This is a genomic window from Bacillus sp. BACIII (assembly GCF_057836745.1).
The window spans coordinates 2,418,969-2,445,833 of record NZ_CM174437.1 but is presented as its reverse complement, the minus strand read 5'-3'; the positions used below and the strand labels follow the sequence as shown (position 1 = coordinate 2,445,833).

The following is a 26,865-nucleotide window of genomic DNA, read 5'->3' as shown; positions in this document are numbered from 1 at the left end:
TGCAGACTTTTAAAGTGTGAAATGTTGCTTAGACTGTGATTAGCGACTTTAATGCTGAAAAGAGGTGGTTTACCCAGATGAACAATAAAAAGAACCCTTGGGCGTTATTGCCTTTAGTCTTATTCGTAGGGCTTTTTGTCGGCTCTGGTCTGGTGACCGGAGATTTTTATAAATTGCCGATTCTGATTGCCGCGATTATTGCATCAGCTTTTGCGCTGTTATTTAACCGGAAGAAATCGCTCAATCAAAAAATAGAATGGTTTGCTTCCGGCGCGGGACATCCTGATATTATCATTATGGTTATGATTTTTATATTGGCAGGTGCCTTTGCTTCAGCGGCTGAAGCGATGGGAGCGGTGCATTCAACTGTCAATCTTGCTTTGAGCATTATTCCGCAGCAGTTTTTGCTGCCGGGGCTGTTTATCATTGCTTGTTTCATTTCTATATCGATGGGAACATCAATGGGTACGATTGCGGCGGTTGCGCCGATCAGCGCCGGTTTGAGCGGTGAGCTTGGCATCTCCAGCGCGATACCGATTGCGGCTGTGGTCGGCGGAGCTATGTTCGGAGATAATCTTTCTTTTATTTCAGATACGACCATTGCGGCAGTCCGGACGCAAAAAACGCAAATGAGGGATAAATTCAAAACGAACTTTCTGATTGTTTTGCCCGCTGCTATTTTAACCGTTATTATCTTATTTTTTATTCCGGCAGGCCACGCCGGCCATGCGGGTGCTGCATCTTACAGCTGGATAAACGTGCTTCCTTATGTCGCCGTGTTGGTCTTCGCGTTAATCGGTTTTAATGTGATGGCTGTCATATTCGGCGGATTGATTTTGACGGGAATCATAGGGTTAGCGAGCGGCAGCCTGACGTTTGATTCTTATTTTAAGGCGATTACGGATGGAGTTGCCGGAATGAGCGATCTGATCATCCTGTCCATGCTGATCGGCGGAATGGTCGGCGTGATGAAACAAAATGGCGGGATCGACTTTTTACTGGAGTTCATCACGAAACGAATCCGTTCGAAAAAAGGCGCCGAAGCCGGCATTGCCGGACTGGTCAGCGTGACAAATCTGGCTGCTGCCAATAATACGATCTCCATTATCGCAGCCGGTCCGATTGCGAAGAATATCGCTGATCAATTTAAGATCGACAACAGAAAATCGGCAAGTATTCTGGATATCTTTTCGTGCATGGTGCAAGGTTTGATTCCTTACGGCGCGCAGCTGTTATCGGCCGGGAAATTCGGGAATATTTCCCCCGTCAGCATCCTGCCATACTCTTTCTATCCCGTTTTAATCGGAATCTGCGGCATTATCGCCATTATGTTTGGCCTGCCGAAATTCACAAGGAATACAAAATAAAAAAAGGCGCCGTTCGGCGCCTTTTCAGGCTGTCGAGAAAATCTCGACAGCCTTTATTTTTCCTTAAAATATCCATTCTCCTGTATTAAAATAAAAGAAAGACTAAAAAGGACGGTGTCTTTCTCATGTTCCACACAAGAAACTCTTCTCAAAACACAGCCGAATTTGTTTTGCTTGACCAACTCGTCGAAGAAGATCATCTGCTTCGAAAAATTGATAAACACATAGACTTCTCTTTTATCATTGAAAAGGTTAAGCCTTACTACAGCGAAAACAAAGGCCGCCCTTCACTCGATCCGCTGATTTTATTCAAAATGATGTTTATCGGCTACCTCTACGGTATCCGTTCAGAAAGACAGCTCGAAAAAGAAATTTACTACAATATGGCATACAGATGGTTTCTCGGATTGAACATAAATGATCCAGTTCCGCATCACTCCACCATCAGCTGGAACAGACGCACACGCTTTAAAGATACAACCATCTTCCAAGACATCTTTGATGAGATCGTTCTTCAGGCCATCAATCATGACATGGTGGGCGGACGTGTCCTATTCACTGATTCAACTCATCTGAAAGCCAATGCCAACAAGCATAAATACACAAGAAAAACAATTGCGCAGGATACCCAAAACTATATCAAGGATTTAAATGAAGCCATACAAGAGGATCGGGAGGAACACGGAAAAAAGCCGTTAAAAGTCAAAGAGGAGGTGAAAGCTGAAAAAGAGATCCGCCACAGTACAACTGATCCGGAAAGTGGATATATGTATCGTGAAAATAAACCGGAGGGTTTCTTTTATTTAGATCACCGAACAACGGATATGAAACATAACATTATCACCGACGCCTATGTCACGCCCGGAAATGTCCATGATTCTGTACCTTATCTTGACCGATTGGATCACCAAATCGCACGATTTGATTTTGATGTAGAAGCCGTCGCTCTTGATTCTGGTTATTTAACGACCCCGATCTGTAAAGGATTAGCTGACCGCCATATTTTTGGCGTTATTGCCTATAGACGATATCACCCTGCCAGAGGCTTGTTTCCAAAATGGAAATTTCATTATGACAGTGAACAAGATAGATACATTTGTCCAAATCACCAAACACTTACATACTCAACAACTGACCGAAAAGGCTACCGGTCATATAAATCAAATCCTGAAATCTGTTCCGCATGCCCATTGCTTGCACAATGCACAAAATCAAAGAACCGCCAAAAGGTCATCACCCGGCATGTATGGGAGGACCATAAAGAAAGGGTCAGACAAAATCGCTTGTCTGTTTCAGGAAAAAACCTCTACAAAAAAAGAAAAGAAAAAATAGAGCGAAGCTTTGCAGATTCAAAACAGCTGCATGGGCTTCGCTATTGCAGGTTGAGGGGAAAGCGGAATGTGAGCGAGCAAGTCCTCCTCACAGCCGCATGCCAGAATATGAAGAAGATTGCCACATACCTAGCCAAACAAGGCTAGGCATGTGGGAGCTCTTTTTCTGCATCTGAAACCTGATGAATATCTAAAGAAACTGTATAAAACAAAAAAGCTTGTAGAAAAAACATCGTTTTCTCTACAAGCTGAAAAGGCGCCGTTCGGCGCCTTTTTTCTTTCATCTCAGCCAAGCATGTTTCAAAAGCTGTACGCCCTGTGCAATCTGATCCGTATCAAGGTGGGCGAAACCTAATTTTATGATCGGCGGTTCAGGCTTTCCGGAAACGAAATAAACGGAGGTAAGGTATACTTTCACTCCGTACTGAAGAGCGCGCTCAATTAACGTTTCTTCTGTACAGTTCAAGTGAACTCTTACCAATATATATAATCCGGATTGCTCGCCGATGATCGTCAACTGTTCGCCGAACTGCTGCTTGATATGTGAAGTCAAGTGCTGCATCTTACGCTTGTAGACAGTGCGCATGCGCTTAATATGGCGGGTCCATTCACCGGTCTTCATCAATTCAGCCATGGTCAGCTGGTTAAGCGAAGAAGCGGTGCTTTCGAAATGAATGAAACGTTTTTTATACCGGTGCAGAATGCGCTGCGGCAAAACCAAATAGCTTATGCGGATGCCCGGAAGAAAGGATTTTGAGAAATTCCCTAAATAAATCACCCGGTCTGACTGAATGGAAGCAAGGGCGGGAAACGGCTGCTGCGTATAACGAAATTCACTGTCATAATCATCTTCAAGAATATATCCCTCTCTTTTATTCACCCAATTGATCAGAGTTTGGCGCTGCTGAATGGACATGCTTACGCCGTAAGGGCTGTGGTGGGAAGGAGTCACGTAGATTAATTTTTCTTTCATTGCATGCAATTGAGAAAAATCAGCTCCGTTTTCATAGACGGGCATCGTTTCCAGTGATAGCCCGTGAAATTGAAATGCCTCTCTGGCACCGTCAAATCCCGGGTTTTCTACTATAACTCCGGAAAAATCTTCTTTCAGAATCCGGCTGAGATAAATCAGCATCTGCTGTGTGCTGCTGCCGATGATAACCGAATCCGCATCTGTTTTCACCCCGCGTGATTCCAAGAGATAAACGGCAATTTGTTCACGCAAATTTCTCTCGCCGAACGGTTCACCGTACAGAAAGCTTTTCTCTGATGTCAAAACTTGATTGTGTAATTTTCTCCATGTTTTCAGAGGAAAATGCTTTTGATCGACGGCTCCTGCGCGAAAATCAATCAGGGCCGGCTGAGTTGATTCGGTTTTCTCTGCGTGAACAACATCGTTTTCTTGTTGAAATAAAGAGAGCTCTATTTCATTTGCAAAATATCCTTTGCGCGTTTCACCGCGAATGTATCCCTCCGCGAAAAGCAGATCATAGGCCATCAGTGTCGTATTGCGGCTTACCCGCAGGGAATCTGCCAGCTCCCGAATGGATGGCAGCCGCTCATTTGCCTGAATCGTTCCCTGCTCAATCAATGTCTTAAATTGCTCGTAAATTTGTTTGTATTTCGGGGTGTCGCTTTTGAAAGCAAAAATCATATTTTTCATCAGACGTTCTCCTCTGACATGCGTATTTATCCAAAACTGTACCTTTTTAAATGTCAGTTGATCTTTTATTATAGCGGAAAGCGCTTTATCAATCCAGGTTCAGAGAGGAGAGTTTTTATGTATATTCCCGCTCCATTTCAGCTGAGTGAAGCTGAAGCGTACGATGTTATTAAAGAGTATGGTTTCGCAGCCCTGTTTTCAACGGCAGGAGGCATGCCGTATGCAACCCACCTGCCATTGATGATGAGCAAGGACAACCAATGCTTATACGGTCATTTTGCCTTGCCGAACCCCCAATGGAAAGAGATTGAAGGCCAAAGTGTATTAGCCGTTTTTCAAGGGCCTCATTGTTATATCTCGCCCAAATGGTATGAGACGAATCAGGCTGTTCCTACATGGAATTATGTGGCGGTTCATGTATACGGGGAGGCGGAGCTTTTGGATGAGGAAGAAACCGTGCATTCGATGGGCGATCTCGTATTGAAATACGAAAGCCCCGACAGCCCGTACAAATTAGAAGATGTCGATGCGAAATTCCTGTCAGGCATGAACAAAGGGGTAAAAGGCTTTAAAATCAAAATCAGCAAAATAGAGGGGCAGGCGAAGCTGAGTCAAAATCATTCAGCCGCTAGACAGGAAATGGTCGTACAACAGCTCAAACAGATCCCGCACACAAACGAACAGCTCATTTCCGGCCTGATGGAAGAAAACATCAAGCGGATCACTGCAAAAAACTGATACGCATCTTAAAAACATACCGGCAGCATGGGTATGTTTTTTTCTGATTATGAAGGTTTTCTCGGGATGAAAAACGACTCAAACAGCAAATAAATCAACGGCGCCGATAAAACGAAGAAAGAACGGGAAATAGCATATGTTATGAGTAAGTAAACGATAAGTTTCAATAGAATGGAAGACGTTTTATTCAATGTCCAGCGGTTCCCCAAAACATCAGTCATACATGCTGACAAAAGGCCGACCGTCAAATAACCGGCTGCGATGTACATATAAATAGAAAGGTAAAACAGATCAGACAACGGCGGTGTGTCTTCCTGTGTCATTCTTAAAGCAAAATAAAAGACCAATAAAAAGCAAACGGACGAAATCAGAGCCAGCAAAAGGTGTTTATATAAATACTTCTTCATGTGTTCACCTGCCTATGGCGCAATTATTTCTTAACATATTATGACATGGTTTTACCGCTGCTGAAAGAATCGGCAGCTGAAAAAGACGGCAAATCCCGCCGTCTTTTTTTATATCTTAAGATTTCTTAAGAACTTTTACCGCTTTTTCTTCAGGTTTTGAATGTAAAATTTGATTTATAAATTCGAGACAAATGGAAAAATTAAATTATACCCGTAAATTTAAGGGTGGATGGAGAGATTAAAGATGAAACGCCTGTTATTCTTATTTCAATATATCATCAAACCAAGAACTGTCGGCGCCGTTCTGCCCAGCTCACATTTTCTTGCTGAGAAAATGACCGGAAAAATTGATTTTCATAAAGCTGAATACATTGTTGAATACGGGCCGGGCACGGGAGTATTTACAAAAAAGCTGCTTGAAAAACGTCAGCCTGGGACGATGATCTTATTGATAGAACAAAATGAGGAATTTTATGCTTTACTGAAAGAAAAATATAAAGAGGAACAAAACCTATTTATTGTACATGGATCGGCTGAACATATTGAGAGTCATATGAAGGAGCATGGAATTCCTTATGCCGACTATGTCGTCTCCGGACTTCCTTTTGCAAGCCTTCCAAAAAAAGTGTCTGCTGATATTTTGACGAATACGGCTAAAATCTTAAAAGATAACGGAGAATTCATTACGTTCCAATATACTCAATATAAGAAGGCATTGATTGAGCAATTCTTTCCGCAAATAGAAGTAAGGAGAGAAATCAGGAATATACCGCCGGCTTATGTTTTCAGCTGTTCATTGCCGAAAAAAAAGAGGGAGGATTCATATGGGGACAACCATTCTAATCGTAGATGATGACAAAGATATCCGAAATCTGATCTCTGTCTATTTAGAAAATGAAGGTATAGACACACAGAAGGCGGAAGATGCTGCTGAAGCATTAAAATTATTGGAGCAAAAGGAGTTTGACCTGATCATTTTAGATATTATGATGCCCAATATGGATGGGATTGAAGCATGCATGAAGATCAGACAGGAACGAAATCTGCCCATCATCATGCTTTCCGCCAAATCGGAGGATATGGATAAAATTCAAGGACTGGCTTCCGGTGCCGATGATTATTTAACGAAACCGTTTAATCCATTGGAATTGATCGCCAGAGTGAAATCGCAGCTGAGAAGGTATAAAAAATACAATACAGATACAATCAGCACGAAGAACGTCATTGAAATCGGTGATTTGACCGTGAATACAGATACAAGGCAAGTGTGGGTGCGGGGGAAAGAAGTCAGGCTGACTCCGAAAGAGTTTGATATTCTGGAGCTGCTTTCGAGAAACAAAGGAATTGTCATGAGTGTTGAAAAAATATATGAGGCGGTATGGAAGGAAGACTTTTTTAAGTCGGACAATACGGTGATGGTCCACATCACAAAGATCAGAGACAAGATAGAAGAGGATTCTAAACATCCGATTTATATCAAAACGGTATGGGGAACAGGATACAAAATATGAAGAAGTTTGGAAATAAGCTGATTGTCAGGCTTCTGATCGCGATCGCAATTAGTTATCTTGTTGCATTTGGTGTGTTGATTCTTGTTATTTTATCTATCTCATATCTGTACAAAATAAATTATTTAACAGATGTGAGCCAGGGAAACGCTAATTTTAGGATACTGATTCAATTTACTGCAGCTATTTTGACCTTTATTGCGGTTTTTTTGTTATTGGTGCGGAAAAAAATATTATATTTGAAACACATTACTGAGAGTGTTCACCATATTGCCAATGGAAATCTAGGCTTGACCATCAGGACTGAAAGCAGGGATGAATTGACGCAGCTTGCACAACATATCAATTATATGTCCGAAGAATTAGAGAGTAAATTTGAACATGAAAGACAATTAGAACGAGCGAAAAGTGAGCTGATCTCAAGTGTATCCCACGATTTAAGGACCCCGTTAACATCAATTATCGGATATTTGGATCTGCTTAAAAAGGAACAATACAACAGTAAAGCCCAATTTCAGGAGTACCTTGAAACGATTTATTCAAAATCGCAAAGGCTGAAATATTTAATAGATGAACTGTTTGAATATACACATTTATCGAGTCCGGACGTTACTTTGAACCGCAGCAAAACAGACTTGTCTGCCCTATTGGAACAAATCACCGGAGAGTACATTCCCATTTTTGAAAAGGAACAATTAACTGTCCGAAAATCAATTACGGAAGAACATGTTCCCGTCTGTATTGATATAGAAAAGATGGTTCGCGTTTATGATAATCTTTTTATGAATGCGCTGAAGTACAGCATCAAACCATCTGAATTGTTCATAAACCTAGAAATAAAAGATGAAAAAGCAATTTTGCAAGTGTCAAACAAGGCCGAAAATCTCCCTGCTGACGATATCAATCAATTGTTTGAACGGTTTTTCAGAGGGGATAAGGCTAGGACGGGTCATCAAGGTACCGGGCTCGGACTTGCCATTTCAAAGAGAATTGTTGAGCTTCACAGCGGCCGTATACATGCGGATTACAGCGGCGGATGGCTTCGTTTTTCTGTTGAACACCCGATTGACTAGAGCTTGCGGGACAAACGTTCCGTAAGCTTTTTTCTTAGAATAACTTAAGAATACTTAAGAATTTTACCGGCTGTTTCTTCATTTTTTTTGCTTATGATGTGATGGAAAGCGAGGAGAGCGGAGAAATTGAAAAATAAAATGATTTTATTATGTATATGGTTTTTAGGCGTTTATTGTTTGAAGGAACTGGATGTGCTGTCATTTGATATGAATGATGTAACGGACTTTATATCAGGGCATGTGCAATACGCGATGCTGCTGTTTTTGGCTTTGTGGGTCGTCAGGCTTCTCTTTTTTATTCCCGGCATGACGCTTATGTTTGTAGGTGGAATATGCTTTGATCCGATGGTCAGCATTTTATTATCAATGGCGGGACTGTTTATAAGCGAAACGTTGGTTTATCTTTTTTCAAAGAAATTCGCCAGCGAAAAAACGACTCAATTGCTGGAAGATAAATATCCTGACTTGAAAGTGTTATTGGAGGCGTACAATTATAAGTTTTTGGCATTGGGGATGATTTGTCCGGTAGCTCCTACGGATGTGATTTGTTTTTTATCGGCAGCAATCGGGTTAAGGTATTCTGCCTACATGTTAACTGTATTGATTTCAAATATTCCTATGGTGCTATTGTCCAGCTTTGTCGTTATCAATTTCAGTGAGTCAATGACAGGTATTGTGTTAGTGATCGTTTCGTTTATATTGATTACGATCTTAACGGTGAGAATGTGGAACCGCATGAAGCAAAATTACTCATGAAACAGGGGTTTTTTGTTCGGAAGGATGTAAAGAAGAATACATCAAAAAAAGCTGTCAGCTCGGTCTCTGACGGCTTATTTTTGATGAAAGGCTTATTTCTCCGTTGTGAAATAAAGCAATGCTGTGACCGGAAAAGCGATTCCAATCCATAATGTGATACTCCACCCGCCTGAGGCGTATGCCCATCCTCCGATTGATGAACCTGCAGCGCCGCCCAGAAAGAAGATGGCCATGAATAATCCGTTTAATCGACTGCGAAATTCAGGCGCCAACGAAAAAATGGCACGTTGACTGAGTACGAGATTGGCAGATACACCCACATCTAACAGGATAGCTGCGGCCACCAGAACTGCTATTCCGACGGGGGAGCTGCTCTGAATCATGAGCGGGAGTAATAAAGAAACGATGACAGCACCGAGAGCGATTCCGGTGGCAAGCCGGGTCAGGCCGCGATCAGCCAGACGGCCGCCTATCGGTGCAGCGGCTGCACCCGCAATGCCCGCCAGTGCGTATAGCGCGATTGCCTTCTGAGAAAAATGAAAAGCAGGGCCGGACAATAATAAAGGTACAGTCGTCCAGAACAAGCTGAAAGCTCCAAATACAAACGCATGATAAATGGCACGGCGGCGTAAAACCGGAGTCGTGCGCAGCAGCTTCCACATTGAACCGAGTAAGACGGTATAGCTTGTGTTTGCTGTTGGTTTTCTGGCAGGAAGCACTTTTGATAAGACGATTGCCAGGACAACACTTAACGCGGCGGAGAAAGCAAATATGGCATTCCACCCCCATATATCAGCGACCAGACTGGATATCGGGCGGGAAAGCATAATACCGAGCAATAGGCCGCTCATCACATTGCCGACAACCCGGCCGCGTGCGGCGTCCGGTGCAAGGTAGGATGCGAACGGTACAAGCACTTGGGCGGCGATCGATCCCAATCCGATGAAAAACGCAGCGGCTAAAAACAGTGTTCCATGCTTCACACATGCTGTCAGTGTCAAAGCGGCTGCGCTTAGTAGGAGCGATACGACGACAAGTTTTTTGTTTTCGATTATATCTCCCAAAGGGACGAGAAACAGTAAGCCGGCAACGTATCCGATCTGGGTCAGCGTGACAATCAATCCGGCACTGCTTGGAGAAAGCCCAATGGCCGCACTGATGAATCCTGCCAAGGGCTGTGCATAATAAAGATTAGCGACAATGATACCGCATGCAGCTGCGAGAAGAAGGGTTAAACCAGTTGAGACCCCCTGATTTCCTTTTTGTTTGTTTAATGTAGCCATGTGAATGAACTCCTTTTTAATGATTTTATGAGGTTTGACAAATAATTTGCCTGATTCATCTCCTCTCCATAGATTTTTAGTGCTAAGGTTTTGCGGAGTGTTGAACATTTTCTAAACTGAACGTTCAGTTTTATTTATAAGTGAATGATATACTAAACGTTCAGTTTTGTAAATGGGTTTCTGTTTTATTTTTTTATCATGTTAAGTATACTGAACGTATCGTTTATATTTCGGGAAGGAATGATTTATGTGCAGAGTAAACGAGGGCGGCCGCGTGATGAGGGAACACATAAGGCGATTCTTTCTGCGGCCTATGACCTCTTGCTGGAAAAAGGCTTTGATGCGGTGACAGTCGATAAAATTGCAGAGCGCGCGAAAGTGAGTAAAGCAACGATTTATAAATGGTGGGCAAACAAAGCTGCCGTTATCATGGACAGCTTTCTTTCTACCGCTACGGAAAGACTGCCTGTGCCTGATACGGGATCAACAGTACATGATGTATCGATCCACGCCGCGAATTTAGCAAGGTTTTTGACAAGCCGTGAAGGAACCGTGATTAAGGAATTAATAGGTGCGGGGCAGCTGGATGCCAAATTGGCAGAAGAATATCGCACACGATTTTTCCGGCCCCGCCGCCTCCAAGCGAAAGGCCTTCTGGAAAAGGGAATTCAGAAAGGTGAATTGAGAGAGGATCTTGATATTGAAGTAAGTATTGATCTCATTTACGGACCGATTTTCTATCGCCTGCTTGTAACAGGGGACGAGGTCAATGATGCCTATGTGCATGATTTGGTGATGAATGCGTTTAAGGGAGTTCAAGCTACGTGAATAATCGCCCGAGCGGAAAATAATGAAAAGGCAGAACAAGGTCATTGTTCTGCCTTTTCTGCTTTATTAGCGAACCGCCGGGCGGCTGCCACGCACGCGATAACGCCGACATTCACCGCCGCAAGTCCCCATCCTACTCTTTCGTAAATCGCTTCTTTATATAAACAGACCTTCTCCTGCCACAGTCAGCTGCCACTTGCCCAATTTATCAAAAGCGGGGAGTGGCAGAAACATATCAACAGAATGAGAAAGCTGTACTATTATTAGAGGCCGTGCGATGCGAGCGGGGATAATACGTAAGGATTCGCGAGGGTATAAAAAAACTGAGAGCTGCCTGGGCGCTGTAAAGGCAGTTCTCAGTTTGGCATACTGAAGCTGGTTTATAGGACGGGCAGGCGGAGCGCCGTATCAATATTTTGTAAATTAAACCGGACTTGTTCATCTGTGTTCCACGGATGATACCAGCCTTTTTCCATCATATAGCGTGAGATTTGCTCATGCATGTCGATCGCTTCTTCTAAGTGACGGGTGAGGATCGCTTTCACTTCAGGCGTTCCGGCTTCCGTCGCCGCCATCGCATAGTTTCTGACTCCGCTTTTTGCCGAATTCAATAAATCCATAGCGACAATTTGGTCTGTCAGTGCATCCATCCCCGTCAGGTATTCCATAATCGGATTCATTCGTTATTCATCTCCTATTCATGCTTTGCATCAGATAAAATCGAGGCAAACTCCTGCAATTGCCTTGTTGATGTATCCGCATCCTGCTGCATGATTTCTTTCAGCTGCGGATCGGATACGAGCGCTTTCATGGTTTTGGACTTCGTCAGACAAAGTGACTTAAAAGAAGCCATCTCCTGAATTTCGAGTAATTCATGTAAGGCGCTGGCCATTTCTGTAGCCTCCGTTCTCTAAGGTTTGAGTACAACTTTTATGCAATCATCTGTTTTCGTGTCAAACATCTCATAGCCGTGCTTCGCTTCACTAAGCGGAATGACATGGCTTACAACATCGCCCGGATCAATTTTGCCGGTTGACACCAGTTCAAACATATACGGCATATAATGGATAACCGGAGCTTGTCCTGATCGGATATTGACGTTTCGCTGCATGATATCGCCAAGAGGAAACCCGTTATATCTGCCGCCGTACACACCCGTAATCTGGATCGTTCCGCCTTTGCGCACCGCTTGGGAGGCAATGACTAAAGCGCTCATCGCCCCGCCTTGAAGTTTTAATCCGCTGGCGAGGAACTCCAGGTCCGTCATTTTTCCGTCCATGCCGACGGCGTCAATGACCACATCAGCGCCGCCTTTGGTGATTTCCTTCAGGTAGCTGCCCGTATTTTTGTGGTCTTCGAAGTTCACGATTTCCACTTTATTCGTCCGTTTCGCATGCTGGAGACGGTAGTTGACATAGTCTACAGCTATTACGCGTTTCGCTCCCTTTAACCAGCAGAATTTCTGAGCGAACAGACCCACAGGCCCGCAGCCGAGAACGATGACCGTATCGCCTGCTTTTACGCCGGCATTGTCAACGCTCCAAAAGCCGGTTGTCATTGCATCGGCAATAACACTCAGTTTCTCATCCGGTTCTTCGCATGTTTCGGGGACTTTAAAATGAGTAAAGTTCGCAAAAGGGACGCGTAAATATTCGGCCTGGCCGCCCGGATAGCCGCCGGTACTCCCTGAATAGCCGAAATAAGCGCCCATATCGCCGTTATCATTTGATTGATCACATTGGCTTTCCAGGTGATTTTTACAATAAGTGCATTCTCCGCAGGCGATATTAAAAGGAATAATGACACGGTCCCCTTTTTTGACTTTCGTCACGCCGGGGCCGACTTCTTCCACGATGCCCATCGGTTCATGCCCGATGATGTAGTCTTCCTGCAAGTTCGGGATGAGTCCGTGGATTAAATGTAAATCTGACCCGCAAATTGCCGTACTTGTGACTTTTATAATCATGTCATCGTGTTTTTCAATCTTCGGATCAGGCACGTCTTTGACGACGACGTTTTTAACTCCTTGATACGTTACGGCCTTCATGCTGTAATACCTCCAGTGTTAGTGTTCATCAGGTGTGCGGTCAAACATCCCTTTTCTATTCGTTTCAACGGGAAACAGATTCATGTTTCCAACCATGAGGGTATTTTTCGCAGAGAGCTGATCCAGTTTATACTGTTCGCTCAGATCATGCGGGTGAAACCACTTTTTGCTGACCATCAAGTCTGTAATTTCCTGATGCATCGCGATTCCTTGCATGAGCTGTTTGCGCAGCAAAGCTCTTACATCAGGTGAAGCAGTTTCTGTTAAAGCGACGGCGGTATTTCTGACGCCTTCTTTTGCCCGTAAAAGAAAATCCATTGCGAATGTCATATCTGCGAGTTCAGGGACGTGTAATGAATTGATTGGATCTAAATAGTCATGATTCAATGATGCTTACCTTCCTTTCAATTGATGATCGAAGTCGGCCGGTTTTGAGGAACAGGAGCCTGAAAAGGTGCACGTTCATAAACCGCCTGTAAATCAGCCAGGTCTTGAGAGGCTTGCTGCACGTCTTTTTCCATTAACGTTTTCAGGTCCTGATCAAACACAAGCCCTTGCATGAGCTTGGATTTCGCTACACAAAGCGTCTTGAAGTTAATCATTTCATGTAAGTCAAGCGACTCGTGAGCCGCTAATTCACGCTTTTCCATAATTATCGTTAAACCTCCTCTTCTCGATTACGTAATTAATTTCCCCTGAGAAAAGGACTTTATTCTTGCACATTTTGTTTATAAAAAAAGCAGAGAAGAAGTCTGGGGGCACATCAAAAAAGAGGAAGCATAATCGCTTCCTCTTGTTCACATGGAATGGCTGTTGGTGTCATGAACGTTTTTCTGATGCGCGGGCTGTTTTGCCGCGCGGGAGACGAGACCGCTGAGCACGATGCCGATCAGAACGATCGTCAGTGCTTGAACAAGGCCGAATTCTTCACCGAGCAGTCCGAGAACGGGAGGGCCGACTAAGAAGGCGCAGTAGCCGACGAAGGAGATTGCTCCGACCCGTTTAACTGCTCCTTTTGGATCATCGCCGGCTGCGGAAAGGCCGACCGGGAAGCCGAGGGAGGCGCCGATCCCCCAAAGAAAGACACCGATTACGGCTGCTGTGAGGTTCCCGCTGAAAATCACAAGGGAAAGTCCGATGACACTGACGGCGGTGCAGAGATGAAGAACGGGCACGCGTCCGTATCGGTCTAAAAATGCCCCGCCAAAGATGCGGGCGATCAGCATAGCGGTGAGGAAGACGCCGTAAACCGCCGTGCCTTGCGCGTGCGTCACATGAAAACCATCCGTCATGGTGAGCGGAAGCCAGTCATTGGCCGATCCTTCTGCGAAAGCCATTCCGAGCACGATGAGCCCGATCAGCAGCGTGCGCGGCTCTGTCCAGACGTTTACCGGCTTTTCGCTTGAGACTTCCTGCCGCCTTGAGACGGCATCTTCTTTCCCGGTGTCCTCCGGCAGAAACCGGAAGAAAGTAAAAATCAGGATAAACTCAATTCCGGCAATGAGCAGCAGGTGAACGAGCACGGGAACCTTGAATAAAATAGCCGCGGAGGCGAGGCCCGCGCCGATCAGTGTGCCGGCGCTGAACGAAGCGTGCAATGCGGGCATCATGGTTTTCCCGGCGGCGCGTTCAAGGGCGGAACCATCTGCATTAAGGGCTACTTCCGCAAGTCCGTAACCGAGCCCGAAGATGATCAGTCCGGCAAATACGATGCTTTTGAAGGCGGAAAAAACACCTGCGCTGATGACGAATATCCCGATAATGACAATCAGAACACTGATCAGAGCTACGAATCTGGTTCCCTTCCGTGAGATGACCCGGCTGGCGCTTAACAGGCCGATTAATGAGCCGCATGCAAGGCCGAAAATAATCAACCCCATCACTGAAGTCGAGGCTTTCAGCGTTTCTTTGACCTCAGGCGTGCGGGAAATCCAGGACGAGAAAGCAAGTCCGGGCAGCGAAAAAATAATAAAAAGGGAAAGCTTCCATTTTTGAATGCCCTGTTTACTCATAAAATCAGTTCCCTCTCTGCCAAATGAAGCGGAAAACGCAGAGATGTTAATGTGATGGCAATCAATCCTTTTTGGTAATAGGGCTGAATGTCATCTATGAGAATCAGCTCGGGCATGTGTTCTTTCGGGACAAAAGCGGAGCATGCTTCATAAACCTGTTCCATATCCAATCCTTTTGATAATTCTCCGATAAACGCAATGGCCTGCGGGTTGATGATTGAAATGATGGCGCTTGTCATCTTTACAGCCAGTTCCGGAAAAGAATCCGGTGAATAGAGCTTTTCAAGCTGCTGCTGGCGTGTCGTTTCAAACGGAATATAAGAAATTTCTCCGGCGAATTGCGTATTGCCTTTGACTAAGCGCCCGTCTATGACGAAGCGCGCTCCCGGAGGATTGTCTTTGACAAATGAGGCCATGGCGATTGTTTTCGGGACGGAATACTGCTGGTCGCGATAAAAGCCGTATAAAGCATAATGCATCTCATTTTCTACATTGACTTTGACAGAATGTCTGGCTTCAAGTCTTTCCTGCATCGGGATATCACACAGCTCTTCAGTGTCACAAATGCCGATGACGCCGTGGCTGACCACACCCTGAACACCCATGCCGATCGCCTTTATATTGGGAAACCGGCTGATCCACTCGTCAGTAAGCCGTTCGATAACTTCATAATTGATGATCTCATAATAACAGCTGTCTTTTTCAACATAGTCACCGTGCCAATCTGCCAGTGCAATGTCAATCGAATGGATGCCGCCTTCTGTTTTAACGGATATGCCGAGAACCAAATGGCTGTCCGCATTTAACGTAAACTGCCTTGCTTTTCTTCCGCCGGTTGAGGCACTCGGCCCCGATTCCATTACTTCGCCGCGTTCTTTTAATTCATGTAAAATGTTTCCGCACGTGGCCGCACTGAGCCCTGTTTGTTTAGAGAGAAAGGAAATAGTAGCCGCATCTGTTTTTTGCAGCGCTGCAATGATGGTTTCTTCATTTGTTTTCTTTACGATGGAAGTATTATTGATGTTGTTCGCCATGCTCGGCACCCCTTTATTAAACACTTTTTATAAGACTTATTAAAAGTAGTTTAAAATATGATTCCAGTATCAGTCAAGTCGATGAAAGAGATGAATGGAAGGTTTTCAATCGCCGGGCAGATAGGGTATCCTTGCAATACGGTGATGAAAGAATGGAGGCGCGAAAAATGAGTTCTGATAACAAAATCTATTATGAACGCGGAACGGAAGAGTTGAGGAAGAAAAACATCCGGGCGCATAAGCTTGTCCGGGAATTAAACGATACCGATCCGGAAGCGTATGAAAAAAAAGAAGCGATTATCAAAGAATTGTTTGGGACAGCAGGGGAGAAACCGAGTATCGAGCATAACTTTCATTGTGATATCGGAACCAATATTCATGTCGGCGATCATTTTTATGCCGGCTATAATTGCACCATTTTAGATATGGCTGAAGTGCGGATAGGCGATAACTGCATGATAGGGCCGAATGTCGGGATCTACACAGCCGGACATTCTCTGCAGCCGGAAGGAAGAAATAAAAGCGGGTACGGCATACCGATTACGATCGGCAGTAATGTATGGATCGGGGGCAGCTGTGTCATCTTAGCAGGTGTCACCATCGGCGATCATTCCGTGATTGCGGCCGGAGCAGTTGTTACGAAAGACGTCCCGCCAAATTCCGTCATGGCCGGAAACCCGGGAAAGGTCATAAAAAAGATATGAACAAAAGCAGCTTGCGAACAATCCCGCAGGCTGTTTTTCTTTCACCCGTCATGCAGGACAGAAGGGGAAGGTGAGAAGCAGGCACTTATGGTATGATGACAAATAGAATAAATCCTAGTAAGGCCGGTCGGCTAAAAGGAAGTGGACAGAGATTGTTTGGTACAAAACATCAAGAAGACTATTTCTCCCGTGACAGACGCTCATTGCATATGCTCGCGTTTCGGGTGCCCGGTCTGGCGTTTATTTTTATGGTATATGCCGCATCAGTCTCTTTGCAGTACATTTATGAAAGCTGGACGTTTTTTTTGCTGCTGTTATTTACGATATTGATCGTCACTTTTGCCGTGCTGCACTGGCATTCCTATCGCTGGGTCAAGAGAAAAACATTTCTTTATTTCATCATACAGGGATTCATCATATATACAGCGGCTAACTTGATGGCCGGCGGCTATATCGCGGTGGTCGTCGGTCTCTATGCCTTTTTAATCGGGCAGATTATCGGAATGACGGATAAGGGCAAAACGCTGCTCATACTCTATCTTTTCATTTTAATGTCCATAACAGCCTTGCACGAGGAGCATCCGCATCATCTGCTTCGTTTCATCGTTATCGCCGCTCCCATTATGATTGTGATTATCACGTATGCGGCAACGTTTTTCGCGCAAGTTGATGAAAAAATAAAAACACAGATGACGCTTGAAAAATTAGAGCTCGCTCACCGGCAAGTGAAACAGCTGACGCTTCAAAACGAAAGGCAGCGGATGGCGAGAGACTTGCACGATACGCTTGCCCAAGGATTGGTCAGCTTGCATATGCAGCTTGAAGCGGTGCAAGTTCATCTTTCGAAAGATAACACTGACAGAGCGAAAGACATCATCAGCCAGTCAATGAAAAGAGTGAAGGGCACATTGGCTGATGCGCGCTCGGCCATTGATAACCTTCGCAGCAAATCAGAAGAGATCGGATTTTTAGAAGAAAGCATCACTGAACAAATCAACCATTTTACAGAAGCCTCCGGGCTGTCTTGTTTTCTAGAGTACAGCGTGCATCATGTGCTTGACGTTCATATGGCGGAGAACTGCCATTATATGATTGGAGAAGGCCTGACAAACGCCGCCAAGCATGCGGAAGCAGATAACGTTTGGGTATCCGTTCGGGAAGAAGAGGGACAGATCCGCATAACCGTCAAAGATGACGGGAAAGGCTTTGATGCCGGAACAGAAATAAGAAAAAGCGGACATTACGGGCTGCTTGGGATACAAGAACGTGTCAATATGATGAACGGCACCTGCCGTATAACAAGCGCCAGATCAGCGGGAACTCAAATTGAGATCATCATACCAATTCAAGGAGAGGCGGAACATGTATAAAGTGTTAATAGCAGATGACCATCTTGTCGTCAGAGAAGGTCTGAAGCTTTTGATAGAAACAAATGACCATTACACCATAACGGGAGAAGCGGAAAACGGGAAAACCGCCGTCCGCCTCGCAGAGGAACTAAAGCCCGATGTCATTCTCATGGATCTGTACATGCCGGAAATGAGCGGGCTGGAAGCCATTAAGCAGATAAAAGAGCATTCTGATGTGCCGATCATTATTTTGACGACTTATAATGAAGATCATCTGATGATAGAAGGCATCGAATCAGGCGCGAACGGTTATCTGCTGAAAGACACAAGCTCAGAAACCTTATTTCATACGATGGATGCGGCAGTCAGGGGAGAAGTGCTTCTGCAGCCGGACATCTTGCAGCGTTTCCGGAAAATGAAAATGGAACGGGCAAATGCCAATGAAACACAGCTGACGGAAAAGGAAATCACAGTTCTGGAAGCCGTTGCGAAAGGGCATAAAAGCAAAGCGATCGCCTTTGATTTAGGAATCTCTGAGCGGACGGTAAAAGCAAGATTAACATCGATTTATAACAAATTAGGAGCGGATTCGCGGACAGAAGCCGTCACCATTGCCATGCAAAAAGGCATTTTGAAACTGAACATATAATGAAAAACTGCCCAAACGTACATGCCCCTATGTACGTTTTTTTTATGTGAATGTGAACTACAATTAGGCAGAAAGTAATGATTGGAGAGGAGTATTCGATGTCTGGATTTTTATATAAATTAGGGGGATGGTCTGCCCGCAACCGATTAAAAATGATCAGTGCGTGGCTTGTGATACTGATCGCTTCGGCTGTGATCGCCATCTCGTTAAAGCCTGCTTTTTCTGAGGATATGTCAATACCCGACACACCTTCCGAAAAGGCAATGGATATCATTCAAAAAGAATTTTCAAAAGGTCCTGATAAAGGAAGCATACGGGTTATTTTCGGAGCTGAAGATGGGAAAAAACTGACTTCAAAATCGGAAAAACAAGCGATCGAAGATACTTTAAAGAAGATCAAAACAGATCATTCAGTCGCTTCAATTGCAAGTCCTTTTGAGACAGGAACCATTTCTAAAGACGGGTCAGTAGCATATGCCGATATTACGTACAAAAAAGCGGCGGATGACATTTCGGCCGCGTCTGTTTCACATATTAAACACAGTCTGTCTGCCGCAGGAGACAAGGGCCTGCAGACGGAGCTCAGCGGTGATGTGCCGGGGGCCGGTGTTGAAGTCGGCGGTGTATCAGAAATTATCGGCATTGTGCTGGCATTCGTCGTACTGGCTATTACGTTTGGTTCATTAGTCATAGCGGGACTGCCGATTGTCACGGCCCTGATTGGGTTAGGCGTAAGCGTCGTGCTGACGTTAATTGGGACACAGTTCTTTACGATAGCCTCAGTCAGTCTCTCATTATCCGGAATGATCGGACTGGCCGTCGGGATTGATTATGCGCTGTTTATCTTTACGAAGCATCGTCAGTTTTTGGGCGAAGGTGTACAAAAAAATGAATCGATCGCTAAAGCTGCGGGAACGGCTGGCAGCGCCGTCGTTTTTGCCGGACTGACTGTGATCGTGGCGCTTTGCGGATTAACTGTTGTCGGCATTCCGTTCATGTCTGCGATGGGGCTGACTGCGGCACTCAGTGTGCTGATGGCTGTATTGGCTTCTGTTACGCTGGTGCCCGCAGTGTTATCGGTCGCAGGAAAACGGATGATTCCGAAATCAAATAAGAAGAAAGAAAAGAAAAGCGCCGACACGAATGCCTGGGGGCGCTTCATGACAAAGAGGCCTATTCTGTTAAGCATTTTCAGTATTATTCTCTTAGCCGTCATCAGTCTGCCGGCCATGCATTTAGAGCTGGGGCTGCCTGATGCGGGAATGAAAGCGAAAGACAGTCCGGATCGCCGCGCCTATGATCTTTTGTCTAAAGGATTCGGCGAAGGCTTTAACGGCAAGCTGACAATTGTTGCCGATGCAAAAGATGTCAAGGGCAATAAAAATGAAGCATTCCAAGACGCCGTGAATGAAATGAAGGACTTGCATAATGTGGCGAGCGTCACCCCTGCCATGCCGAACGAAAAAGGGGACTATGCCATTATTACGGCAGTGCCTGAAACCGGGCCGAACGATAAGGCAACGAAAGAGTTAGTGCAGGATATACGGAAACTATCAGACAAACACGGTATCCGCCTGCTCGTCACCGGATCAACCGCGGTGAACATTGATATTTCAGACCGGTTAAACGATGCGATTCCGGAATTCGCCATTCTCATTGTGGGGTTTGCGTTTGTATTGCTGACCGTTGTTTTCCGTTCTCTTCTCGTGCCGCTGGTTGCCGTTCTTGGCTTTTTGCTGACGATGACCGCTACACTCGGATTATCGGTATTCGTCCTGCAGGATGGGAATTTCACCGGCTTGCTGAGCATTCCGGAAAAAGGCCCGATTCTCGCCTTCCTGCCTATTTTGGCGATCGGTATTCTTTTCGGGCTTGCGATGGATTATCAAGTATTCCTTGTCAGCAGAATGAGAGAAGAATATGTCAAAACAAAACATCCGGTACAAGCCATCCATGCCGGATTGAAGCATAGCGGGCCTGTCGTAACAGCGGCGGGACTGATTATGATTTTCGTCTTTGCGGGATTTATCTTCGCGGGGGACTCTATGATCAAATCCATGGGATTGGCAATGACATTCGGTGTTCTTTTCGATGCGTTCTTTGTAAGAATGACCATCATTCCGAGTGTCATGAAGCTGATGGGACATGCGGCCTGGTACTTGCCGAAGCGGCTGGATAAGATCATTCCGAACGTGGATATCGAAGGCCATAAGCTGACACAGGACACAACGCCGGAGAAACCGGAAGAATAAAATGAAAAAGCAGATCATGATGATCTGCTTTTTTTATGTGCTGACCGCATCCATGAAAAGAGAAAAAAGCTTTTTCATGTCTTCATGTTTTTTTGTCAGCATTTCAGGATGCCATTGCACACCGACGACAAATAATTCACCCGTCCGTTCAATCGCTTCAATGGCCCCATCTTTTGCATAAGCCGCGGCCTTAAACGATGGCGCTGTCTCTTTTATGATTTGGTGATGGAACGAGTTCACCCGCGTTGAATCGCCAAACAAGGAATGAAGCCGGGTTCCTTTTTCAAAAGAAACATGATGGGTTCTTAACGGGGGATCTTTTTCTTGATCATGCTTGATTTCAGCAAACGAAGCATGTGTCAGATCCTGATATAAAGTGCCCCCGAAAGTGACGTTTAACATATGCATCCCCCGGCAGATTGCCAGTATCGGCTTCTCTAAAGCAACCGCCGTTTGGATCACCTCCTTCTCGTAGGCGTCCCGGTCAGGAAAGGTCTTTCTTAAAGCCTGTAAAGGTTCCTCACCGTACATCAGCGGGTCTATATCCTGGCCGCCGGACAGAATGATCCCGTCAACATGAGAGACCTGTTCCTTTAAAAGCGCCGTCTCTTGAATCACCGGCAATATAAACGGCACACCGCCGGCCTCAGAAACAGACTGAATATAATCATTATTGACATATGCCCGATTATAACCCGGAAAAGGACCGGATTGATCAGCCATAATATTTCCCGTAATACCAATGCGTTTGGCCATTCTTCGTTCACCTGAACCTTTCTTTCTGTGCCTGTTCATAACAAATCTGAACGTAGGTTGTACAAATCAGATTGAAATTATTCTCTTTATACGTAAGCTTTCTAAAACAAAACCCGTGACAATCACGGGTTTTTACACTCATTTCAATTTTTTGATCTCTTCCGTCAGCTCTTTGAATGTTTGGTCAAGCTCACGATATTGTTTATCAGCTGGAGTCATGAAGCTGAGCTTTCCGAGGACTTCCTGCCGTTCGGTTTCAAGCTTTAACCGCAGCTCTTCAATATCATCTCTGGCGGCGGGGGATTCTTTCCATTGTTTTTGGATGCTGCCGTTCGTGATATCAAGCCGGATGTCTGTCGTCTTTTCGAGAAAGTAGCGATCATGCGATACGATGATGAGCGTACCGTCGTATTGAGCCAATGTGTCTTCAAGCTGCTCGCGTGACGGCAGGTCAAGGTGGTTTGTCGGTTCATCCAGAATCAGCACATCTTTCTCCTCCAGAATAAACGCCATCAGCTTGCATTTGACCCGCTCTCCCATGCTCATCTTGCCGATGGGTTCCGTCCATTGCGCTGCGGTAAATCCTAAATGCTTCATGAGAGATTGAACATTTCCCCTTGCTTCGAACGTTTCTTTGTAAAATAGCTGTTCGGGGGTTTTATCAAGCGGGAGGTCGAATACTTCCTGCGTTAAATATCCGAAGTTTGCAGACGGAGATATCCATATGCTTCCCTGCGCTTTTTCCTCACCGAGGATGACCTTCAATAATGTTGTTTTCCCGCTCCCGTTCGGGCCTGTAATGGCAATCTTTTCGCCGTGCATCACAGTGAAATTCACGTTTTTGAACAGCGTTCGGCCGTCATACGATTTTGTGATATCACTCACTTCTAAAAAACGCTTTCCAGCTTTTTTGCGGTGCTCAATGGAAAAACGGACTTCATACTCCGCTTCAACCGGTTCTGCTTTCGCTTTTTCAAGCTCTTTTTCAAGACGCTTCCGTTTTGATTTAATCTGGGCGTCCGTACGCTTTGCTTTTACGCGATGGTATTCTTTAAAGCCTTCTATTTTCGTTGACTGGGCATGGGCTTTTGCTGACCAGGCGCTCAGCTCGTTCATTTGAGCTTCAATCCGTCTGATCATATTCTGCTGATTTTCATATTCCCGCTGCTGTGTCAGTCTTCTCTGTTTGCGGACCTCCATATAGCTTGAATAATTCCCTTTATGTTCAATGAGTTTCTTTCCTTCGATCGACCAGATTTTTGTCGCCGCCGCATCCAAAAATGCACGGTCATGTGAGACGAAAATAATGGTGCCTTTATAGTTCTTGATCTGTTTTTGCAATAGGTCTAAACTTTGCTGATCGAGGTGGTTCGTCGGTTCATCTAATAACAAAAGACCGCTCGAAAAAGAGAATCCTTTGGCAAGCCGGGCTTTCAGTTTTTCTCCGCCGCTTAATTGTGAAAAGGCGCGGGCGGGCACGTTCCATTTTTCTAACAGGGCTGCTTCCGCAGGCTCCGGGTGGCCGGAATCATAAGCTTCCGTTTCTTGTTCCACCATATATATGTTCATATCTTGCAGCATCTGAATCTGTCCTTGTGACGGCGCTGTTTTATTACAGATCAATTGCAGCAATAAAGATTTACCGGCGCCGTTTTTGCCGATAACGCCGATGATGTCGCCCTGCTGAACGCTTGCGCTGATCTGTTCAAAAAGGGGCACACTATTGATTTCATAACTGACGCCGCTTAATTTTAATATTTCTTTCATATGTCAATCCCTCGCTTTAAAGGGAGGACAAAAAAATCCTCCCAATTGATTTGGAAGGATTAGCCGTACCTGTACATGATCAAATAAGCTATTTTCACATAGCTTTCGTATCGTATAGAAAATGGGCAGACTAATCCTATTTTTTCTGATTTGAAATATTTGATTTCAAACGGTCAAAATAAGATTAGTTAATCATTGTCCACCCATCGTCCCTTCGTATTTGTTACAAACAGTGTAGCACACACTTACTTGTAAGAGCAAAGGGTATTCGCCTTTTTATTCCAGATTCGAGGCTTCCCGCTCTTCTTCTAACACGGCGTAATAATATTCATCCCACCAGTCATTTTCATGGGGGATGCATTTTTTAAAAAAGCCTTCCCGTCTCATTCCGATCTTTTCCATCACCCGGTGCGAAGCCGTATTTTCCGGCTGGCATGTCGCAATGATCCGATGCAATTTCATCTCGTTAAACCCGAATGCCAGCACGGCGCGTGCAGCCTCTGAAGCATATCCTTTGCCCTGATATTCCGGGTGAAACACCCATCCGATTTCATACGTATGGTCGCCAAAATACTGAAAAAAAGCAATGTGGCCAATGACCGTTTTTTCATCCTTCAATAAAACGGGATACTTTTCAGCACGTTCACCGCTGTTTTCAATAACGAATTTCTGGGCGTCTTCTTCGGAAAAGACGCCCTCCGGTATATACTTCATGACCTCCGGATTTGACGTGTACTCATAAACGTCTTGCCAATCTTCCCGTTCAAATGTCCGGATCACGAGCCTGTCGGTTTTGATCTTCATTTTACATTCTCCCATCAAAAAGGTTTCATCCTATACTTCGATCGAAAAGATGCAAAAACCTTTGAGCGGGGAAGGGCGATATAAAAAGCCTGCAGCTGTACACTGCAGGCGGTTATTTCTCATTCGCGGCGGCAGGCAGGTTAGTAAAGCCGAATTGCCCTCCGACAGCTTCTTTTACTTCATGAATAACGATAAATGATTTCGGATCAATTTTTTGAACATGTTTTTTGATTTTCAGCAATTCGTTCTTTTTAATGACGACATAGATAATACGCTTGTCTTTGCTTCCGTAATACCCGTATCCGTAAAAAATCGTCGCCGCGTTGCCGTATTCGGACGTGATGGCTTTGGCGATCTCTTCGTATTGGTCAGACATAATGGTGAGAGCTTTTTTATTATGGAAACCTTCAATGACAATATCGACGATTTTGGCACACAGATAAACGAATATAAACGTATACAGCATATGATTGATGCCGATCGCTAGAACGGACGCGAAAATAATGACGCAATCCATATAAAACATGCTTTTGGAGATATTAAAGCCCTTTGTGTAGTTCAATAAATACGCCAAAAGCGTGGTTCCGCCGGTAGATCCGTCAGCGATAAAGATCAATGCCAGCCCCGCTCCCATCAGCAGAGCGCCGAATACAATTCCGAGCACCATGTCGTGCACGCCGAATGGAATAAAGCTGACGATACTGAGAAAAGCAGAAGTCATTCCCGTGCCGAGTATCGTATATAAAATTGTCTTTTTCGTTAAAAATTTATAAGCCAGCCCGATAAAAATCAAATTTACAACCAGAGTTGTAATGCTTGCAGGTATATGGAAAAGATAATATAAAACGAGAGCGATTCCCACGGTGCTGCCGTCCCCCAGATGATTCGGGATGACGAAAAATTCCACGGATGCCGCGATAAGAAAGGCTCCGGCCATAATCATCAGTATATCCTTGCAAATATTCTTCATGTGCAAACCTCCTCCGCAGTCAAAATATATACAAAACAAAAACGCCTCAAAAATTATCCAGCAGAACTAAATAATTTTTAAGACGAATCATTCGCAATCTCGTTTGTTCATCCAATAAAGAATGATCAGCTTCAATATCGAAGATTATATAGACACCTTCACATCTTGTCAATGATGTAAAAATTGAATTTTCTATTGTATTTATGAGGTTTGAATGAAATAAAAACAAGGAATTATATCAGAAGAGCTTTTATTTCTAAACTATTGATTAGAGAAATAGAATAAAGCAACAAAGAAGGGATGAGAACATTGGAACGAATTTTTATCAGTCCGGCTAAATATGTGCAGGGAAAAAACGCAATTGAAACGATCGGCGGACACCTTGAGGGCGTTGGTGAAAAAGCCATCGTCATTGCGGACAAAACCGTATGGGATATCGCGGGTCACAAAGTGACGGCTGAATTAAAGAAAAGCAGTATTTCGGCTGAAGAGGCGGTTTTCAACGGGGAAGCCTCCCAGGAAGAAATGAAAAGAATTGCGGGCATCGCAGAGAAAGCGGGCGCGTCCATTGTAATCGGAGTCGGCGGCGGTAAAACGCTTGATACGGCCAAAGCGGTATCAGATGAAATAAACGGCTACACCGTTATCGTGCCGACGGCCGCTTCGACGGATGCCCCGACAAGCGGGCTGTCTGTCGTGTATTCTGAACAAGGCGCGTTTGAAAATTATCGTTTCTATCATAAAAATCCCGATCTGGTTCTGGTCGATACGAAAATCGTCGCAGAAGCTCCGCCGCGCTTTTTAGCATCAGGGATTGCCGATGCGATGGCGACGTGGATAGAGGCGCGCAGTGTCATCGCCAGCGGCGGAAAAACGATGGCAGGCGGAATTCCCACAATTGCCGGGGAAGCTATCGCGGAAAAATGTGAGGAAGTTCTGTTCAAATACGGCCGTCTCGCCTATGAGTCTGTGAAAGCGAAAGTCGTCACTCCTCCATTAGAAGCGGTAGTTGAAGCGAATACACTTCTGAGCGGACTGGGATTTGAAAGCGGCGGCTTGGCTGCGGCGCATGCCATTCACAACGGCTTCACGGCGCTTGAAGGAGAAATCCATCACTTAACCCATGGTGAAAAAGTGGCATTCGGCACGCTCGTTCAGTTGGCGCTGGAAAAACGTTCGCTTGAAGAAATTGAGCGGTATATCGCGTTTTATATCAGCTTGGGACTGCCTGTCACACTTGAAGACATCAAATTAAAAGACGCTTCGAAAGAGGATATTATGAAAGTGGCAGAAGCCGCGACGATTGAGGAAGAAACGATTCATGCCGCTTTTGATGTGACGGCTGACGACGTGGCGGATGCTATCATAGCGGCCGACCAATACGCAAAAGCGTTTAAAGAAAAGCATGCGTAAACATTTTCATCGCGCGATTTGAAACCAGGGGCTGTGACGGCTCTTGGTTTTTTTATGTCTTCTTGCCCCGCTTGAAAACTTTTAAAAATAAAGAAAAAATTATGATACAATATACAAATGTTTTGAGAGACTAACAAAGGAAAGGTGGGAACGA

Annotated in this window: 27 protein-coding genes and 1 pseudogene; 14 read left to right on the top strand and 14 right to left on the bottom strand. The window is 44.9% G+C overall.

Going from position 1 to position 26,865, the window contains the following annotated elements; genetic code table 11:
- Nucleotides 1-77 precede the first annotated feature (77 nt).
- Together ACXN9U_RS11810 and ACXN9U_RS11805 are read left to right on the top strand one after the other, a co-directional pair.
- Nucleotides 78-1,367, top strand: coding sequence for a Na+/H+ antiporter NhaC family protein (locus ACXN9U_RS11810; RefSeq protein ID WP_060963480.1), 1,290 nt, complete (start codon nt 78-80; stop codon nt 1,365-1,367).
- A 125-nt stretch (nt 1,368-1,492) separates the two neighbouring features.
- On the top strand, nt 1,493-2,845 hold the full coding sequence (locus tag ACXN9U_RS11805) for an IS1182 family transposase (RefSeq protein ID WP_060963187.1): 1,353 nt from the start codon (nt 1,493-1,495) through the stop codon (nt 2,843-2,845).
- A 133-nt stretch (nt 2,846-2,978) separates the two neighbouring features.
- Here the strand turns inward: ACXN9U_RS11805 and pdxR are convergent, their stop codons facing one another.
- Nucleotides 2,979-4,361: a MocR-like pyridoxine biosynthesis transcription factor PdxR gene (gene pdxR, locus ACXN9U_RS11800; protein ID WP_489201687.1), complete on the bottom strand. Its 1,383-nt coding sequence runs from the start codon at nt 4,359-4,361 to the stop codon at nt 2,979-2,981.
- Between the two features lie 117 nt (nt 4,362-4,478).
- Between pdxR and ACXN9U_RS11795 the strand changes: the two genes are divergently transcribed.
- On the top strand, nt 4,479-5,099 hold the full coding sequence (locus ACXN9U_RS11795; RefSeq protein WP_060963478.1) for an FMN-binding negative transcriptional regulator: 621 nt from the start codon (nt 4,479-4,481) through the stop codon (nt 5,097-5,099).
- A gap of 47 nt (nt 5,100-5,146) precedes the next feature.
- Here the strand turns inward: ACXN9U_RS11795 and ACXN9U_RS11790 are convergent, their stop codons facing one another.
- Nucleotides 5,147-5,506, bottom strand: coding sequence for a hypothetical protein (locus ACXN9U_RS11790; protein WP_060963477.1), 360 nt, complete (start codon nt 5,504-5,506; stop codon nt 5,147-5,149).
- A 244-nt stretch (nt 5,507-5,750) separates the two neighbouring features.
- On the opposite strand from ACXN9U_RS11790, the gene ACXN9U_RS11785 reads away from it, so the two are divergent.
- The 4 genes from ACXN9U_RS11785 (at nt 5,751) to ACXN9U_RS11770 (ending at nt 8,843) form a co-directional block, all read left to right on the top strand.
- The gene (locus ACXN9U_RS11785; protein WP_489201686.1) at nt 5,751-6,359 is read left to right on the top strand and encodes a class I SAM-dependent methyltransferase; all 609 of its coding nucleotides are present in this window, start codon (nt 5,751-5,753) and stop codon (nt 6,357-6,359) included.
- Nucleotides 6,331-7,017: a response regulator transcription factor gene (locus ACXN9U_RS11780; protein WP_438421284.1), complete on the top strand. Its 687-nt coding sequence runs from the start codon at nt 6,331-6,333 to the stop codon at nt 7,015-7,017. The genes ACXN9U_RS11785 and ACXN9U_RS11780 overlap by 29 nt, the downstream gene beginning before the upstream one ends.
- The gene (locus tag ACXN9U_RS11775) at nt 7,014-8,087 is read left to right on the top strand and encodes a sensor histidine kinase (RefSeq protein ID WP_025284318.1); all 1,074 of its coding nucleotides are present in this window, start codon (nt 7,014-7,016) and stop codon (nt 8,085-8,087) included. Before ACXN9U_RS11780 ends, ACXN9U_RS11775 begins: the two co-directional genes overlap by 4 nt.
- A 126-nt stretch (nt 8,088-8,213) precedes the next feature.
- The gene (locus ACXN9U_RS11770) at nt 8,214-8,843 is read left to right on the top strand and encodes a TVP38/TMEM64 family protein (RefSeq protein ID WP_489201685.1); all 630 of its coding nucleotides are present in this window, start codon (nt 8,214-8,216) and stop codon (nt 8,841-8,843) included.
- Nucleotides 8,844-8,935: 92 nt separating this feature from the next.
- On the opposite strand, the gene ACXN9U_RS11765 is transcribed toward ACXN9U_RS11770, so the two are convergent.
- Complete coding sequence (locus tag ACXN9U_RS11765; protein WP_489201684.1) at nt 8,936-10,126, bottom strand: MFS transporter; 1,191 nt, start codon at nt 10,124-10,126, stop codon at nt 8,936-8,938.
- Between the two features lie 249 nt (nt 10,127-10,375).
- On the opposite strand from ACXN9U_RS11765, the gene ACXN9U_RS11760 reads away from it, so the two are divergent.
- Together ACXN9U_RS11760 and ACXN9U_RS11755 are read left to right on the top strand one after the other, a co-directional pair.
- On the top strand, nt 10,376-10,954 hold the full coding sequence (locus ACXN9U_RS11760; RefSeq protein ID WP_029575260.1) for a TetR/AcrR family transcriptional regulator: 579 nt from the start codon (nt 10,376-10,378) through the stop codon (nt 10,952-10,954).
- Nucleotides 10,955-11,101: 147 nt separating this feature from the next.
- Nucleotides 11,102-11,212: pseudogene (locus ACXN9U_RS11755) on the top strand (hypothetical protein); the annotation flags it as partial.
- Between the two features lie 122 nt (nt 11,213-11,334).
- Here ACXN9U_RS11755 and ACXN9U_RS11750 read toward each other — a convergent pair.
- The 7 genes from ACXN9U_RS11750 to ACXN9U_RS11720 all read right to left on the bottom strand — a co-directional run bounded on the left by ACXN9U_RS11750 (nt 11,335) and on the right by ACXN9U_RS11720 (nt 16,047).
- Complete coding sequence (locus ACXN9U_RS11750) at nt 11,335-11,634, bottom strand: spore coat protein (protein ID WP_016937108.1); 300 nt, start codon at nt 11,632-11,634, stop codon at nt 11,335-11,337.
- A gap of 14 nt (nt 11,635-11,648) precedes the next feature.
- Nucleotides 11,649-11,846 carry a hypothetical protein gene (locus ACXN9U_RS11745; RefSeq protein WP_003156073.1) on the bottom strand — a complete coding sequence of 66 codons (198 nt, stop codon included), beginning with the start codon at nt 11,844-11,846 and terminating at the stop codon, nt 11,649-11,651.
- Nucleotides 11,847-11,864: 18 nt separating this feature from the next.
- Nucleotides 11,865-13,001 (bottom strand): zinc-dependent alcohol dehydrogenase, encoded by a 1,137-nt coding sequence (locus ACXN9U_RS11740; protein ID WP_016937106.1) that lies wholly within the window; start codon nt 12,999-13,001, stop codon nt 11,865-11,867.
- 18 nt (nt 13,002-13,019) lie between these two features.
- The gene (locus ACXN9U_RS11735) at nt 13,020-13,388 is read right to left on the bottom strand and encodes a spore coat protein (RefSeq protein WP_070081429.1); all 369 of its coding nucleotides are present in this window, start codon (nt 13,386-13,388) and stop codon (nt 13,020-13,022) included.
- Between the two features lie 17 nt (nt 13,389-13,405).
- Entirely contained in the window at nt 13,406-13,651 is a 246-nt protein-coding gene (locus ACXN9U_RS11730; RefSeq protein WP_060963473.1) for a hypothetical protein, read from the bottom strand.
- 147 nt (nt 13,652-13,798) lie between these two features.
- Nucleotides 13,799-15,013, bottom strand: a complete 1,215-nt coding sequence (locus tag ACXN9U_RS11725) for an MFS transporter (protein ID WP_489201683.1) — start codon at nt 15,011-15,013, stop codon at nt 13,799-13,801.
- Nucleotides 15,010-16,047, bottom strand: a complete 1,038-nt coding sequence (locus tag ACXN9U_RS11720; protein ID WP_489201682.1) for an ROK family protein — start codon at nt 16,045-16,047, stop codon at nt 15,010-15,012. Before ACXN9U_RS11720 ends, ACXN9U_RS11725 begins: the two co-directional genes overlap by 4 nt.
- A 167-nt stretch (nt 16,048-16,214) precedes the next feature.
- Between ACXN9U_RS11720 and ACXN9U_RS11715 the strand changes: the two genes are divergently transcribed.
- The 4 genes from ACXN9U_RS11715 to ACXN9U_RS11700 all read left to right on the top strand — a co-directional run bounded on the left by ACXN9U_RS11715 (nt 16,215) and on the right by ACXN9U_RS11700 (nt 21,001).
- Entirely contained in the window at nt 16,215-16,751 is a 537-nt protein-coding gene (locus ACXN9U_RS11715) for a sugar O-acetyltransferase (protein ID WP_060963470.1), read from the top strand.
- A gap of 152 nt (nt 16,752-16,903) precedes the next feature.
- On the top strand, nt 16,904-18,121 hold the full coding sequence (locus ACXN9U_RS11710; protein WP_489201681.1) for a sensor histidine kinase: 1,218 nt from the start codon (nt 16,904-16,906) through the stop codon (nt 18,119-18,121).
- On the top strand, nt 18,114-18,749 hold the full coding sequence (gene ydfI / locus ACXN9U_RS11705) for a two-component system response regulator YdfI (RefSeq protein ID WP_047478290.1): 636 nt from the start codon (nt 18,114-18,116) through the stop codon (nt 18,747-18,749). Before ACXN9U_RS11710 ends, ydfI begins: the two co-directional genes overlap by 8 nt.
- Before the next feature lie 98 nt (nt 18,750-18,847).
- Complete coding sequence (locus tag ACXN9U_RS11700; protein WP_489201680.1) at nt 18,848-21,001, top strand: MMPL family transporter; 2,154 nt, start codon at nt 18,848-18,850, stop codon at nt 20,999-21,001.
- Nucleotides 21,002-21,034: 33 nt separating this feature from the next.
- On the opposite strand, the gene ACXN9U_RS11695 is transcribed toward ACXN9U_RS11700, so the two are convergent.
- From ACXN9U_RS11695 to ACXN9U_RS11680, 4 genes are all read right to left on the bottom strand, one after another.
- Nucleotides 21,035-21,757, bottom strand: coding sequence for a gamma-glutamyl-gamma-aminobutyrate hydrolase family protein (locus tag ACXN9U_RS11695; protein ID WP_489201679.1), 723 nt, complete (start codon nt 21,755-21,757; stop codon nt 21,035-21,037).
- Nucleotides 21,758-21,895: 138 nt separating this feature from the next.
- Complete coding sequence (gene abc-f / locus ACXN9U_RS11690; RefSeq protein ID WP_060963466.1) at nt 21,896-23,524, bottom strand: ribosomal protection-like ABC-F family protein; 1,629 nt, start codon at nt 23,522-23,524, stop codon at nt 21,896-21,898.
- 276 nt (nt 23,525-23,800) lie between these two features.
- A complete protein-coding gene (locus ACXN9U_RS11685; RefSeq protein ID WP_060963465.1) occupies nt 23,801-24,328 on the bottom strand; it encodes a GNAT family N-acetyltransferase in 528 nt (175 codons plus the stop codon).
- A gap of 112 nt (nt 24,329-24,440) precedes the next feature.
- Nucleotides 24,441-25,298: a YitT family protein gene (locus ACXN9U_RS11680; RefSeq protein ID WP_489201678.1), complete on the bottom strand. Its 858-nt coding sequence runs from the start codon at nt 25,296-25,298 to the stop codon at nt 24,441-24,443.
- A gap of 300 nt (nt 25,299-25,598) precedes the next feature.
- Here ACXN9U_RS11680 and ACXN9U_RS11675 point away from each other — a divergent pair, with 300 nt between their 5' ends.
- Complete coding sequence (locus ACXN9U_RS11675) at nt 25,599-26,711, top strand: glycerol dehydrogenase (protein WP_060963463.1); 1,113 nt, start codon at nt 25,599-25,601, stop codon at nt 26,709-26,711.
- The last annotated feature ends 154 nt before the right edge of the window (nt 26,712-26,865 follow it).